Here is a 15,162-nt window from a genome sequence, read left to right on the forward strand (position 1 = left end):
ACTAAGCGGAGCAAGGACTTTGCTCCGCATTTCTACAGCGAGAACAACAATGAAAGTAATGAAATCAAAGGCATTGTCTTTATCGGCAGTGGCAACCAGCATGCTGCTTGCCTGTGCATCAAGCCATGTGAATGCCCACGGATTCTTAGAAAGCCCGAAGGCGCGCCAAGCATTTTGTAATGCCGATGGCGGTTACTGGTGGCCTGCAGATGGCACGGGTATTCCTAACCTTGCTTGTCGTGCAGCGTTTGTTAAAGCAGGGCATGTACAGTTTGTGCAAGACATTGAATTTTCGGCTAATACCATTGATTACACAAACTTAGAGGCAGTAAAGCAAAGTGTACCTGATGGCCGATTATGTGCAGCAGGCGACCCAGAAAAACGCGGTATGGATTTACCTTCAGCGCATTGGCAACGCAGTGAGGTTATCCCTAATGCAAATGGCGATATTTTAGTGCGCTTTTTAGCGAGTACACCGCATAACCCAAGTTTTTGGCAGTTTTATTTAACAAAACCGGGCTTTGATAGTGCGACTCAAGTGCTTACTTGGGATGACCTAGAGCTTGTTGAAGAGTACGGCAATCTTGATTTTAGTATCGATGCTAACAACGACCGTTACTATGAAATGAGCGTGTCGATTCCACAAGGGCGCAGTGGCGATGCCATTTTATATACGCGTTGGCAACGAGATGATGCCGGTGGCGAAGGCTTCTACAACTGTAGCGATATTAATATCGTTAGCGATGCGACCCCGACAGAGCCAAGCGATTGGACAGCAATCAGCTACTTTGTTCGTCAAGGACAAGACGCTGAGGTTGGCGGTAGTGTGTCAGCTCGGTTATTTGATGAAAATGGCCAAGAGTTAATTACTCAACAAATGCAGATCACAGCTGATAATAAAGCTAATTGGCAGGCTGAATTTGCAGCGCTGTTAAACCTTAATTACGCGCACTTAGTTAATATTGGCGTACAAAATAGCGCCGGAGATATTGCCTTTGATGCGTCTGATTTATTGATTAATCAGGTCTTCACAACGAATGCAAATTACAGCTTTGCATTAAGCGTACAAGCGGCTCCTGACAATACCGCGCCAATTATTCATCAACCAGATGACCTTCAAGTCGAAGAAGAGACCAGCACATCGATACACCTACACGCCTTCGATGATCAACAAAGCACCTTAACTTATAGCTGGGATGTACCTGCACCACTGAGCTTTAAGGGTAGCGATGCCAACATCACGCTAAATGCCCCCGCTGTAGATGCTGATACAAGCTACACCGTAAGTGTATCAGTGTCAGATGGCGAGCTCACAAGCCAAGTAAGTTTTACCGTGTCTGTGCTTAATAGCACTGTGGTCGACCCTGATCCTGTTGATCCGAGCGTTCCTGCTTGGAATAGCACAAGCCAATACAACACGGGCGATAAAGTGAGTTTTAACGGCGGAATCTACAGCGCGAAATGGTGGAACCAAGGCGCACAACCAGACAGTAGTGATGCATGGCAGCTTGAGTCTGGCAGTGCATCAATCGAATGGAACAGCGGCAAAGCCTATCAAGGCGGCGACGAAGTAACCTATCAAGGACAGCGCTATCGTGCGCAGTGGTGGACCCAAGGAGATGTACCGGGTGCCAGCCAAGTATGGACAGAAATCTAAAGTTTTGTAGTTCAAACTTTATCAATAACAGCGTAACGCTATATAAAAACAGATAAGAGAGAATCATGAATATAAAACAATTAAGCGCAGCCATTGGTGTTGCACTCTTTGCAAGTGCAGCGAATGCGGCACCATCAACACCGACCATTATTTGGGAGCCACAAGAGTACTCATTTGTTGAGGTTGACCTTGAAGGCACAGGTTCATATAAGAGCTTGGTGAACCGTGTTGATGAAGTCACTATCAGCATTGAATGGAACGCATGGAGTGGTGACGGCGGCGACAGCTACAAAGTGTATTTCGATGATATGCTGGTTAATGAAGGCTCGCTGGCAGCAGGCACTAAAAGTGGTGTTATTAGCTTCCCGTATGATAAAGCAGGTCGTCACACATTATATGTAGAACTATGTGAAGGCGGTACCACCTGTGCTCGCAGTGAAGGTAAGCCAATTGTTATTGCCGATACAGATGGCGGACACTTAGCGCCATTGCCGATGGACTATGATCCAAACAACCAAGATATTGGCACCAAAGATGGCCTTGTAACAGGTGCCTACTTTGTTGAATGGGGTATTTATGGTCGCGATTTCGACGTAACTAATATCCCAGCGCAAAACCTAAGTCATATCTTGTATGGATTTATTCCAATTTGTGGACCTAATGACTCATTAACAGGCGGCCCTAAAAACGCACTAAATACTGCCTGTGCAGGTTCGCAAGATTTTGAAGTGGTGATCCACGATCCATGGGCTGCGATTCAAAAAGCGCTACCAGGTGTTGATAGTAATGATCCAATTCGTGGTACGTATTCGCAGTTAATGGCGTTAAAGCAGCGCTATCCTGATCTGAAAATTTTACCATCGGTGGGTGGTTGGACTTTATCAGACCCATTTGCCTACTTTACCGATAAAGCAAATCGCGACACATTTGTGGCATCAATGGAAGAGTTTTTAAGAACGTGGAAATTCTACGACGGTGTTGATATTGACTGGGAATACCCTGGTGGTCAGGGTGCTAATCCAAACTTAGGTGACCCAGTTGCAGATGGCCCAGCGTATGTTGCGTTAATGCAAGAGCTGCGCGCGATGCTTGATAAGCTTGAAGCAGAGACAGGTCGTGAGTATGAGTTAACATCAGCGATTGGTGCAGGTTACGACAAAATTGAAGATGTCGACTACTCACAAGCTCAACAATATATGGATTACATTTTCTTAATGAGCTACGACTACTATGGTGCATGGAGCAATGTGACAGGCCATCAGGCTGCGCTTTATTGTTCATCGCATTTCCGTGTTGGTCAGTGTGATGGCACGGGCGTTGATGAAGAAGGCGTTCCATATAAAGGCCCTGCTTATACAACTGATAATGCAGTGCAGAATCTACTTGCGCAAAACGTACCATCGAAGAAAATCGTGGTAGGTGCTGCTATGTATGGCCGTGGCTGGGAAGGTGTTTATCCAGAAAACGCGACTATCGCTGATAACCCTATGACAGCACCGGGCAACGGCAAACTTAAAGGCACTACAGCGCAAGGCGTATGGGAAGACGGTGTTATCGATTATAAAGGCATCAAAACTTACATGCTGGGCGCTGCAGAAAATGGCATCAATGGGTTTGAGACAGGTTATGACGAACAAGCCGAAGCCGCTTATGTATGGAACCGTAGTAACGGTAAATTAATTACATACGATAATCGTCGTTCAGTTTTGGCAAAAGGTGCTTATGTTAATCAATATAACCTAGGCGGCCTGTTTGCATGGGAAATTGACGCTGATAATGGCGATATTCTTAATGCCATGCACGAGGCACTTGGTGGTACCGTCACTGAGCCTAGCAATAGAGCGCCAGTGCTATCTGTATCAAGTACAGTATCTGTTAATGCGGGCGAAAGTGTATCTGTGACTGCATCAGCAACTGACGCAGATAACGATCCGCTAAGCTTTAGCTGGACAGCTGACAGCGCATTAACAGTAACTGGTGAAAATTCAAACACCCTTGTAATCACAGCGCCATCAGTGACTGCTGATACGCAATACACGGTTGCTGTGAGTGTGAGCGATGGCGAGGCAAGTGTAAGCCGTAATGTCACTGTAAATGTTGTAGCACCAACAACAGGTGAGAACCAAGCACCAGTCGTTGCGGCAATTGCTGATAAAACAGTGGCAGAAGACGCGAGTGTGGACGTGGCTGTTTCGGCATCTGATGCAGATGGCGATGCGCTTTCATACAGCTGGACCGTGCCAGCAGGCTTAACGTTAGTGGGCTCAGGTGCTGATGTGAGTATACAAGCGGGCAGCGTTGATGCAGATACAAGTTATGTTGTGTCGGTTTCAGTAAGCGATGGTCAAACTGCTACAGCAGTGAGCTTTAATGTCACCGTGACAGATTCTGGTACAACAACTCCGCCAGATGGTGAAACCACATGGGATGCAGCGGCGACTTATGTTGGTGGTGATACGGTGATTTATAACGGCGTAGAGTACACTGCTAAATGGTGGACTCAAGGTGAGCGCCCAGATTTAGGCGGCCCATGGGAAGCAACTTCACAACCAACCGATGGTAATGGTGATGTTGTGTGGCAAGCTGCGGGTATCTACAACGGTGGCGATCAAGTTACTTACCAAGGTAATAAATACGAAGCGAAATGGTGGACTCAAGGAGACGAGCCAGGTGTCGCGGATGTATGGAAAGCACTTTAAGTGTAATAACCACATTTAATGCCCATCATTAAAATGTGATTTCCCTTCAAAGCAGCCGTATGGCTGCTTTTTTGTGGGGGGAAGTTAGAAAGGGGAAAGTTAGAAAGGGGAAAGAAGCTGTCAGCTTTTAGCCTTCAGCGGTCAGACGAGCTGTGGGGGTGGTCAGGTCGAGTGTTCATCTTAGCGATTTGAGTCTTGTAGGAGGTCTTGTAGGAGGTACTTTAGTGCCGAATAGAACCCAACATAATCCATGTAGGCCTTTTCAAATTTCCTATCTTCAGACGCGCGAAACAAGTTTCACGCCTACGGATGAAAACATTAGGCGCTAGGCACTAGGACGCGATGTAAAATCGCTGCTACAGACTCGAATCTCGTATCTCTTAACTTTACCCTTTCCCCTTGAAGCTTGCTAACTTAAGACATTTCCCGGCTAAAGTCAGTCCTACGCGGGAAACATCAGGCGCTAGGTTCTGGGTTCTAGGACGCGATGTAAAATTGCTGCTACAGACTCGTATCTCGCACCTCGTATCTCGTATCTCGATTCTCGTATCTCTTAACTTTACTCTTTCCCCTTGAGACTCGCTAACTTACGGTTTCCCACTTCACACATTGGTCTTTCAGACATTATCAACCATACTTGAATAATATGATCTGTAAGTATTTAAACTAAGGTGGCTTAATGGGGTTAAAAGCGCTGTTTTTACTTGTTGTTGCGGTATTGAGTAACTCGGCTTTTAGCTGTGATAAAACCTTAAAAGTGGGGATTAGTCAGCAGTGGGCACCTTATGCTTTTACGCAAAATGGCAAGCTTACTGGCATTGATATTGATGTAGTTAATTTAGTGCTAAAAGAAGCAGGATTTTGCGCTAAATATGTCGTTATGCCGTCATCTAAACGGGGCTTTGCAGAGCTTAAGCACGGTAAAGTCGATTTACTACCGGCTGCAAGCTATAGCACAGAGCGTGACTCTTTTAGTTCCTTTTCAGAGCCTTACCGTAATGAAGTGATGCGCTTGTTTTGGTACCCGCATGGCCGCTTAAAGTCTTTAGACTTACAAGGACTGCTCGAACATCAGCAAGTTATTTTAACTAATAGTGGTAGTTATTTTGGCCCTGACTTTACTCATTTAAAAGAAGACGCAAAATATAAAAATCAGCTCGTCACTGTGCCGTCATTACGTCAGCGTCTCGCTATGCTAGTTGCTAGGCGGGTCGATTTTTTTGTCGATGATGAACTAGCTGGTTTATATTTAATTCAAAAAAATAATCAGCAGGGTATCGAGCTGCATCCGTATATTGTCAATAATGACAGCGTTTATTTTATGCTGAGTAAAACAACCCTTTCAGAACAAGACAGTGCTGCTATTAACTTGGCAATTTTAAACAACCAGCAAGCGATAACGGAGATCATCGCTCGCTATGTTAAGCAATAAACTATCCCAAACACTAAATTATCCTAAACGAGTTACGCGCAGTTTAATGCGTCCCGCATTCGCCCCATAAAAACGGTTTAGATCGTTAGCAAAAGGGCAAAATTCGCCTGATTTAGCAATGCGTATATCGGCACCTTCAGCAATTTCAAACAAATGATCGTCGTTGTTATCGATTGCGCCAATCAACGCAAACCATTGTGCGTGGGGTAAACGTCTAAACGGTTCAAGCACGGCCATCGGGATTTCTTTCACCCCTAGTTGAATATTGTCACGGTGCCAGCCTGCAGGGCCGCAACTAATGCCGTCGTCATACCAAGTTTGCTCTGGATAAGGCGTAAATCGGTAAGTACCACCTTGCTCTAACATTAAGCCTGTGTGGTTGTATTTTTCGGCGCCATAAACAAACACATCTTTACTTTCGTCTATACTCAGCACCGTCATATTTTGTTTATCAAGCGCAATATGCGGGCTTAAACCCTTAAAGCTTAAGCGAGTTTCGTCATTATAAAGTACGTCGTAGTGAAGGCTCTTTAACGATTCAGGGCGATAGCTCGTTAAACGATTAATACGCTCTGCTACTGTGTAGTGAATAGTTGGTGCGAGCTTGCTTTGTTCGTTATCAACTAATACACAGCATTCGCGATCTACCAGTTTAAACAAAGGGTTAAACCAAAAATAGTTTTGCTGATGACTAAGTGCCAGCGGATCTGGGGTAACGGTAACATCATCTTGAGCAATGAGGTTACGATGCTCTTCTGGGAGCAAGGTGTTGTAATTGATATCCGCACTGGTGAGTAAGTTTAGTGCGACGGTTTGTTCAATTAGCCACTCAATCGCATAGCGTAGGCAAATGTCGGCTAAACCATCACGATAATAGCCGCCACCCACATCTGAATGAGCGCCCGCAAACCAGATCTCATGCACATGCGGCGCACTATTAATAAGCGTGGGTTCAAATGCACGGCGCTTTTCATCAAGCGCCACGCAATGAAGGGCTGCTTTTATATTGCTTGCTAGCGTGTAGTTTTCAAAAATAACGTGCTCAGCACCGCGGGTTGCTTTTGTTACCTTTGAAAAACCAATTGACGCAACAGTATCGAATACACATAAGTAAACATCATCACTGATAAGCGGTTCTAAGCATTTGGCAAAGCGCCTAGCAAGGGCAGCACCGCGGCTAAAACCAGTTAGTAGTATTTTATCACCTACAGTGTAGTAGCTTTTAAAGTCGTTCATAGCACGATTTAAAATGCTGGCAACATCATCACCTCTTGGTGCAAGGGCTTGATTGAATAAACGTCGAAAGCGACTACCTTGGGTGCCTATACCCTGATAATAAAAGCTAAGCTGAGAAGGAAATGGTGTTTCGGGCTCGCTATTGAGTGCGCCACCAAAAAGTAAATGAAGTTTAAGAATATTAGAAATACTGGCGTCTTCTTTGAAGTGTGCAGCGCTGAATTGTTCAGCATCACGAGGCTCGCTGCCTGTGCCATCAAAGTTGAAAATCAGCGTTTTAGCGGTCATAGCGTCATTCCTTTAGTGGTTTGTATAAACATACTCCCACTTTATGAAAATTAGAAGACAAATATGCGGCGCTTTAATGAAAAATGGGCTTTGGTTTTCAAAGCCCATTTATTTGCTATTAATAAAATTAGCCGACCCTGGCTACGGTATGCTTTTGTAAAATTTCTAACAAAATCTCGTAGTCTTTTTCGATTTCGAGTAGCTTAAGTTGAATATCTTTTAGCGTATTGCCCTTACTTGCGGCCAGTACCTCTAGTTCAGTAAAGTGCAGGTGCAATTTGGCTGCGCCCACATCGCCGCAGGTTCCTTTAAGCGCATGGCTGGTGGTTGCAATCGCATGGTAGTCTTTGTCTTTGATTGCTTGTGTTAGCAGCGTTATTTTTTTATGTGAGCTTTCTAAAAACATCTTACTCACTTTGTTTAATAGCACCTCGTTATTCATCAAACGACCGAGGGCAGCTTCGCGATTCCAATGCTGTTTTTCTTCATCGATTAATTCTTCTTGCAGTATAGCGGGCGACTGATTTACCTCAGGCACAGCAATCATTTTTGGCGCTGTATGATGTTTAGGGTACGTTGATGCAACCCATTTCGCCGTAGTGGTAATCAATTTATCTGCACTGATAGGTTTTGTGATGTAATCGCTCATACCTGCATTTAAGCACTTTTTACGCTCACCGAGCATAGCGTTGGCAGTCATGGCAATAATTGGGATCTCGCTATGGTACTCTCCACCAGCCCCTTTGCGTATTTGTGCCGCAGCATCATAGCCATTTAACACGGGCATTTGGCAGTCCATTAACACGCAGTTAAATGGGTCGTCTTTAGGTGCACTGGCCAATATTTCAATGGCTTGCTGACCATTCGATGCCATTTCAAAGCGCAGTGCCAAGCTCATTAATGTGCCTTTGGCAACTGCAGCATTTATATCGTTATCATCAACGATCAGGATTTTTGCTCCTGCAATCTCAACATCGACATGAATTTGCGTATCAGTCTCGCGACGAAGTGGTGTTGTGTCTTGAGCTGGCTGCTCTTGTATGAGTCGTTCATCAGCTAGTTTAAGTAAAAACTCAGAGATAAGCACCGGTTTAGATAAGCGCATAAAGGTGCAAAATTTAGCTTGCGGTGGTGGTTCGGTTGGGTTTATAAGCACCACTAACTTAAAGGGCAGGCTATGGTCATAGGTATTTTCAGTAAAGCTATCAAGTTTTGCGAGTAACGGATTGCCAGGCTCTAAAATTAGCGTATCAAAGGGCATGTTATCGCTTACCTCAAAGCTTTCTAGGTCAACATTCGTGAGCTGTCCACCGCAGTGAGAGATGAGTTTTGTTAGGCTTCGTTCAAGCTCAGGTTGTTTGACCGACACAGCAAACACGCTGTCTTTTAAGCGACTGCTTGGTTGGCGCTTTTCTACATTTTGGCTGTCTAACTGAATGGTAAATGTGAAAGTACTCCCTTTCCCCTCAGTTGATTCAAAGGAAATTCGTCCATTGAGTAAACAGGCTAGTTGCTTACATATCGATAAACCGAGTCCTGTGCCTCCGTATTGTGCGGCCACACTGTTATCGGCTTGGGTGAAAGCACTAAACAATTTATTTTGATTTTCAGGCGCAATACCAATTCCGGTATCTTGAATTGTGCAGCATAGCTCAACGTTATCATCGCTAAGTCGTTTACTCACAGCAGTAAACTTTATAAAGCCTGTTTTAGTAAACTTAATCGCGTTATTAATTAAGTTGGTAAGCACTTGCGAGTAACGATGAGGGTCAGTAATTATTGAACTGTATTCAACATCGGCAATATCTAGAATAAATTCAAGGTTTTTCTCTTGTGCTTTAACAGCCATGCTGCCACTTAAGCTTTCAAAAAACTTAATAGGGTTAAACGCTTTTTTGTCCAAGTCGAGTTTGCCAGCCTCAATTTTTGATAAATCAAGAATGTCGTTAATAAGTACGTTCAAGCTATTAACGCTTACCTCTGTCATTTCTAAATAATGCTGTTGTTGATTAGTTAGTGACTCTCGTTTTATTAAATTGAGTGTGCCAATAACACCGTTTAGTGGTGTTCGCATCTCATGACTGATATTTGATATAAAAGCGCTTTTAACTTGGCTGGCTTTTTCGAGCTGGGCAGTTCTTTGTGCGACTTTAATTTCGAGTTCGTTATTTATTTGCTTAATTTTGTCGCTCGCTTGCTTTTCAACGGTAGTGTCGCGAATGAGAATGGCTGTGCCGTTGTGTTGATGATGTTCATCAAAGATAGCTGAAAAAGCGAGTGCTAAATGAGTCGTGTGTAGATTGCTTTGCTGATAGTCGACTTCGATTTCTTGTTGTTTTCTATTAGTTTTAAGGGAGCTGCATATTTCTTTGATATTAATATTTGAAAATAGATTCAACTTGTTTATATCTGCCCCTAATACTTGCTCTCGTTGAAAGCCAAACAGCTCAGTGGCTGCTTTATTCCAACTAGACACTAGGCCAATATCATTTACTGCAATAATGGCATCTTTTGAGCCGCTAATAATGGCTGAAGATACCGCTCTTGCCTCGGCAAGCTCGCGGTTACGCTTTAAATTTCGATGCAAAAATCCAAGTACAAACACCAAAAAAGCAGATACGCCCAACAAAAATGCATAAGTGCTGATCCTTTGCTCGCGTTCCATCGCATTAATTTCAGAGTGAGGTAGCATAATGTGGGCATCTATAAACCCCGTTTCTAAATCTCCAGTAAATGGAATGCGCTTAGTTAACGCTTCGTATTGTTGTTTACCAGCAAAGTTAGAGCTAATACTGAGTATATTTTCTAAATAGGCAGGTTCAGACTTATACACTGAGTCCCAGCGTTTGTTTGGTGCTAAGTCACGGCTAAAGCGAAAGTCTTCATTAGGGTGAACTAAAAAGTAGCCTTCGCTGTCTGTTAGGATCAATGAGTTTGGTGCTTGTACCATCGCATTAAGAGATGCAAATAACTGAGAGGTATTAATGTTTGCAATAATCAGCCCATAGCGCTGCATATCTTCATCAAAAATGGGTAAGGCTATTCGCAGCATAGGCTTATATGGATAGTCGAGCTTTCCATATTCCCGGTTAAGTGTTATTGCTGATAAATACATATCACCCTGCGGTAATTGCGAACTTTGCTGGTAATAGTCACGGCCACTTTTATCCTGTAACTGATTATCTGCTTTTACAACTATGCCACCGGCAGCTCTGTCTACCCTGATAAGTTCTTGTCCTGCTCGTTGTGTACTGATGATACGTAATTGCTCGAATTCAGAATTTGATTGTAAAAATGCAACGAATATCGTTTCTAAACGTTTTTTCCATTGCTCTGAGGTAGTGTTATCAAGGGGGTCGTTACCACCATTTGCTGCAGCTCTGGCAAGTCCTGCTATAGGTGGAGTAGAATATAAAAACTGTAAATCGTTTTTATATTTATTTATTTTTTCATGGACTTGCACATCTACGGTAGCGCTTGATTCTCTCAGTCGTTCAGCAACGCTGTTTTTAATATTTTTATGAAGTTGTAGTTCGAAAAAGAAAATTGCTGAGCACATAATTGCGGCTATAAAAGCAATCGCTAATGGTATTAAAAAGCGTCCTTCAGAGGTTGTCGCTTTTTTCTGGTGTAATACTTCGTAATCCATGGTTTAGCCCTCCATACCGAAAACGTGAGTCGGTAGTAAGGTTCGATTTAGCTCAAAAGCTAAAATTAGGTTCAGTAAGTATGCAAACACAGCGGTTTCTCCCTTGATGCTTGGCTTGATAGAGCGCTTTGTCGGCACAGCGAATTAGTTCGTCAGTGTCGATGGCTTCATGCCCAGAAAAAGTTGCACTACCAATACTAATGGAGAGAACTCCAGAGGTTGCATGTGGGTGTTCAATATTTAGTTCACGGATGTTTGCCAATAGCTTATGGGCAATAAATTGTGCCCCTTGAATATCTGTGTCTGGCAAAACACATAAAAATTCTTCACCACCATAACGAATAGTGGTATCAGTTGGGCGATTAACACTTTTTTTGATTTCATCAGCAACGCGTTTTAGGCATTCGTCACCTTGTTGATGACCAAGAGAGTCGTTGTACTGTTTAAAGTAATCAATATCGAGCATTAATACCGAAAGAGCTTTATCGTTTCTGACGGCCAAACGAATGTTTTGATCAAGGGTATTGTGTAAAAATCGTCGGTTGTTTAAACCTGTTAGGCTGTCGTGTTCACAAAGGTTTTTGAGCAAATCAGCTTGTTTTTTTAAGGTTAAATGTGCTTTTACGCGATTAAGTAAAGTGACGCCATAAACCGGTTTTGACACAAAATCGACAGCACCTGCTTGCCAGCAGCGATTTTGGTCATCTTGATCCATAATGGCGGTAATAAATATCACCGGAATATCTTTGTATTGGGAGTGTTTTTTTAATTGCTTGCAAACATCAAGGCCGCTCATGGTGCCAAGCATCACGTCAAGCAGTATTAAATCAGGCTTAACGGTCTCGCACAGGTTCAGTACGTTTTCACCGCAATCTGTTGTGTGGGTTTTATAGAAGGGTGAGAGCAAACTTTCTATTACGGTTGTATTAATTGGTTCATCATCAACAATTAAAATAACAGAATCTTTAAGCTTTAAATCTTTGCTACTAGCTACCGGTTGCAAACTATTCCCTCCAAGCGATGAATAAAGCATAGACCGGATTTTGGGATTTTCTACAACTTAAGAATTAAAAAGTCATTTTTTATATTGGCGCGTCTGGTGAGATAGGACTAGAGTTTTTTTATGTACTACTTGCAGAGGCGATGGATATGCTTTTTTCTCATCATGAAAATTCACACAATAAAGTGCTTGTAGTGGATGATGAGCCTACTAGTTTGATGATTATGGCTGAGTCGCTTAGCGACCTTGGTGAGATAGTTTGTTGCGATAATGGTGCTCAAGCAATTGAAAAAGCAACTTTCTTTCAGCCCGATGTTATTTTACTAGATATCGAAATGCCTGATATGAATGGCTTTGAGGTATGTAAAAAGCTTAAAAACAACCCAAAAACAGCACAAAGTCATGTGATTTTTGTTACTTCCCACAATGAACAAATTTTTGAATATCAAAGTTTTGCAAGCGGCGGGATTGATCTTATTCATAAGCCCGTTGATTTGAATATCTGCCGGCTCAGAGTACAAAACCAATTAAAGCTAAAACACCAAGAAGCGCAGATATTAGCTGCAAGAAATGATATTTCGACACTCGTTGCTCAAGTGCCAGTATATATATCTTATTGGTCAAATACCGAGGAAAACCTCTTCAGTAATGATGAAACCAGCCATTGGTTTTCAAAAAGCAGCGAGCAAATGCTAGGTTGTTTCGCCAAAGATGTATTACCAGATGAATTGTATGAGGCTTTTCATCGCTGCTTGACTAAGGGCATAGAGCAAGAAGTTTTAAATATTCAGTTGCCTAGCCCTCGCAATAAGATTGAATATGTTCGAGCGCAAATAAATTTAAGAATAAAAGAGCAAGAAGTTGTAGGTGTTATTCTTACTCTTTCGGATATCACCTCAATTACCCATACAAAAAAACTACTATCGAATGAGTCTGAGCGTTTACGGGTTATGCTTAATTCTATTGGTGATGCCGTAATAGCTACGGACAACAACGCAATTATTAACTTTATGAACCCCATTGCTGAGCGATTAACAGGTTGGCACGTTGAAGAGGCTAAAGGGCGCCATATTGAAGAGGTAATGAAGCTCGTTGATGCAACATCGAACAAAACACTCGTTAACCCTATATCTGTCGCTCTAAAAGAGCAGCGCATAGTTGCTATGGCGTTAAATAGTCAATTAACTGGGCTTGATGGGCGAGTATATAGGGTAGAAGATTCAGCTGCACCGATACGTGATGTAGAGGGTAACATCATCGGCGGTATTATCGTGTTTCATGATGTGAGTGAATCGATAGCGATGGCAGTGAAAATGAGCCATTTAGCAAATCATGATTTACTAACCGATTTGCCTAATCGGGTGTTATTACATGATAGGGTCACCCATGCTTGCAAGGTCGCAAGCAGCATGAATAAGAATGTAGCGTTAATGCTGATTGATATCGACCACTTTAAGTACTTAAACGACACTTTAGGGCATCACCAAGGTGACTTAATCATAAAAGATGTTGCAAAGCGGCTTGAGTCTTTAATTGATCTAAATACGACATTGGCAAGAATTGGTGGTGATGAATTTGTAATTTTATTACCCGACGTAAAGAGCGCCTCTGTGGTTGATGCCATTGCCAGCGATATTATTAACACCATGAATGAGCCATTTCGTATTGATGGGCAAGAGCATATTCTATCGGTCAGTGTCGGTGTGAGTGTTAACCCTGCGGACTCTATACAAGCAGAAGAAATGATGACTCATGCAGATGCTGCTATGTATCGTGCTAAAGAGCAAGGGCGTAATCGGTTTTGTTATTACTCGGATGATTTAGAGTATCAATTTAAGCAGCGTCAAAGTGTTGAAAAGCTCTTAAGACATGCTATTGAGCAAGATAAAATAGAGGTGTTCTATCAGCCGAAACTTGAGCTTTTAAAACATAAAATTATAGGTGTTGAAGCATTAGTAAGGCTTCGAGATAACGACAATAAACTTATTTCACCTCTGGATTTTATACCCCTTGCAGAAGAAACCGGCCTTATCCATGCCTTGGGTAAGTCGGTGCTTAAGCAAAGCTGTAAAGCGGCTAAAGAATGGGCCGACCAAGGGCATAACATAAAGGTTGCCGTGAACATTGCAGCAAAACAATTTACCGATGGTAATTTTTGTAATCTAGTTGCAGACACCATTGAACAAGCGGGGCTTGCTAGTGAGCTGTTAGAGCTGGAAGTAACTGAAAGTGCGTTGATGCATGATTTTGAAGAAATAAAAATCATGCTTAATAAGCTATCTGACTTGGGGTTAACCATTGCCATTGATGACTTTGGTACGGGTTATTCAAGCTTGTCTTATTTAAAACTCTTTCCCGTTGATGTACTAAAAATAGATCAATCTTTTGTTAGAGATATGCTCAGTGATACACAAAGTATGGACATTGTTAGAACCATCACCAGCTTAGCGCATACCTTGAATTTACAAATAGTGGCTGAGGGTATTGAAGAAAAACAACACTTAAATAGTTTAATCGATTTAGGCTGTGAGCTTGGGCAGGGGTACTATTTTCATAAGCCCATGCCCAAAGAAGAGTTTGATAAGCTATTAGGTTAAGCCATGGTGTGGCTGTAAAGGATGCCACAACCGATAAAAATAAGTGCAACACCGCCGATTGCTTCGGCCTTTTTGCCAACCCAGCCACTCATTACATTACCAAGTAGTGCGCCGATGGTAACCATAATTGTGGTTGCTAGGCCTATCATGGCGGCTGCTAAGTAAATGTTCACTTTCATGAAAGCTAGGCTAATACCGACTGTCATGGCATCGATACTGGTGCCAACGGCCGTGAGTAATGTGGCTATGAAAGAGCGCTTGGTATTCGGGGCAAGTCCCTCTTCATCGTCGTCATCTTCTTTACGACTCTCAAGCAACATATGAACACCCAAACCCACCAACAGTACAAAGGCAATCCAGTGATCAAAGGCTTCAACGTAATCGGCACCGGCACTGCCAATTAACCAGCCAACAATCGGTGCGATAGCTTCGATACAGCCAAACAATAAACCAAGCTTGATTGCACTCAGAACGCGAGGATTTTTAAGCGAACTGCCTTTGGTGATTGAAGCTGCAAAAGCATCAGTCGACATAGCAAGCGATAAAACGCTTAGTGTAATAATATTCAATTTTTGCGCCCCACAAAAAGTGGGCATTATACGCG

The 15,162-nt window shown here is 42.8% G+C and carries 8 protein-coding genes; 4 read left to right on the forward strand and 4 right to left on the reverse strand.

From position 1 onward, the window contains the following. Window positions 1–49 precede the first annotated feature (49 nt). The 3 genes from MTF66_RS02080 (at window position 50) to MTF66_RS02090 (ending at window position 5,788) form a co-directional block, all read left to right on the forward strand. Window positions 50–1,657 (forward strand): lytic polysaccharide monooxygenase, encoded by a 1,608-nt coding sequence (locus tag MTF66_RS02080; protein WP_248526184.1) that lies wholly within the window; start codon window positions 50–52, stop codon window positions 1,655–1,657. Between the two features lie 65 nt (window positions 1,658–1,722). After that, window positions 1,723–4,356, forward strand: a complete 2,634-nt coding sequence (locus MTF66_RS02085; protein ID WP_248526185.1) for a glycosyl hydrolase family 18 protein — start codon at window positions 1,723–1,725, stop codon at window positions 4,354–4,356. 679 nt (window positions 4,357–5,035) lie between these two features. Further along, a complete protein-coding gene (locus MTF66_RS02090) occupies window positions 5,036–5,788 on the forward strand; it encodes an ABC transporter substrate-binding protein (RefSeq protein ID WP_248526186.1) in 753 nt (250 codons plus the stop codon). Between the two features lie 18 nt (window positions 5,789–5,806). On the opposite strand, the gene MTF66_RS02095 is transcribed toward MTF66_RS02090, so the two are convergent. From MTF66_RS02095 to MTF66_RS02105, 3 genes are all read right to left on the reverse strand, one after another. Continuing rightward, window positions 5,807–7,312 carry a DUF2235 domain-containing protein gene (locus tag MTF66_RS02095; protein WP_248526187.1) on the reverse strand — a complete coding sequence of 502 codons (1,506 nt, stop codon included), beginning with the start codon at window positions 7,310–7,312 and terminating at the stop codon, window positions 5,807–5,809. Between the two features lie 127 nt (window positions 7,313–7,439). After that, entirely contained in the window at window positions 7,440–10,961 is a 3,522-nt protein-coding gene (locus tag MTF66_RS02100) for an ATP-binding protein (RefSeq protein ID WP_248526188.1), read from the reverse strand. A gap of 52 nt (window positions 10,962–11,013) precedes the next feature. Further along, window positions 11,014–11,964: a diguanylate cyclase gene (locus MTF66_RS02105; RefSeq protein ID WP_248526189.1), complete on the reverse strand. Its 951-nt coding sequence runs from the start codon at window positions 11,962–11,964 to the stop codon at window positions 11,014–11,016. Window positions 11,965–12,110: 146 nt separating this feature from the next. Here MTF66_RS02105 and MTF66_RS02110 point away from each other — a divergent pair, with 146 nt between their 5' ends. Next, complete coding sequence (locus MTF66_RS02110; protein ID WP_248526190.1) at window positions 12,111–14,558, forward strand: EAL domain-containing protein; 2,448 nt, start codon at window positions 12,111–12,113, stop codon at window positions 14,556–14,558. Here the strand turns inward: MTF66_RS02110 and MTF66_RS02115 are convergent. Continuing rightward, window positions 14,555–15,127: a manganese efflux pump MntP family protein gene (locus MTF66_RS02115; RefSeq protein ID WP_248526191.1), complete on the reverse strand. Its 573-nt coding sequence runs from the start codon at window positions 15,125–15,127 to the stop codon at window positions 14,555–14,557. The genes MTF66_RS02110 and MTF66_RS02115 overlap by 4 nt on opposite strands. Window positions 15,128–15,162: the final 35 nt, after the last annotated feature.

It is taken from the genome of Pseudoalteromonas sp. 2CM39R (genome assembly GCF_023161845.1).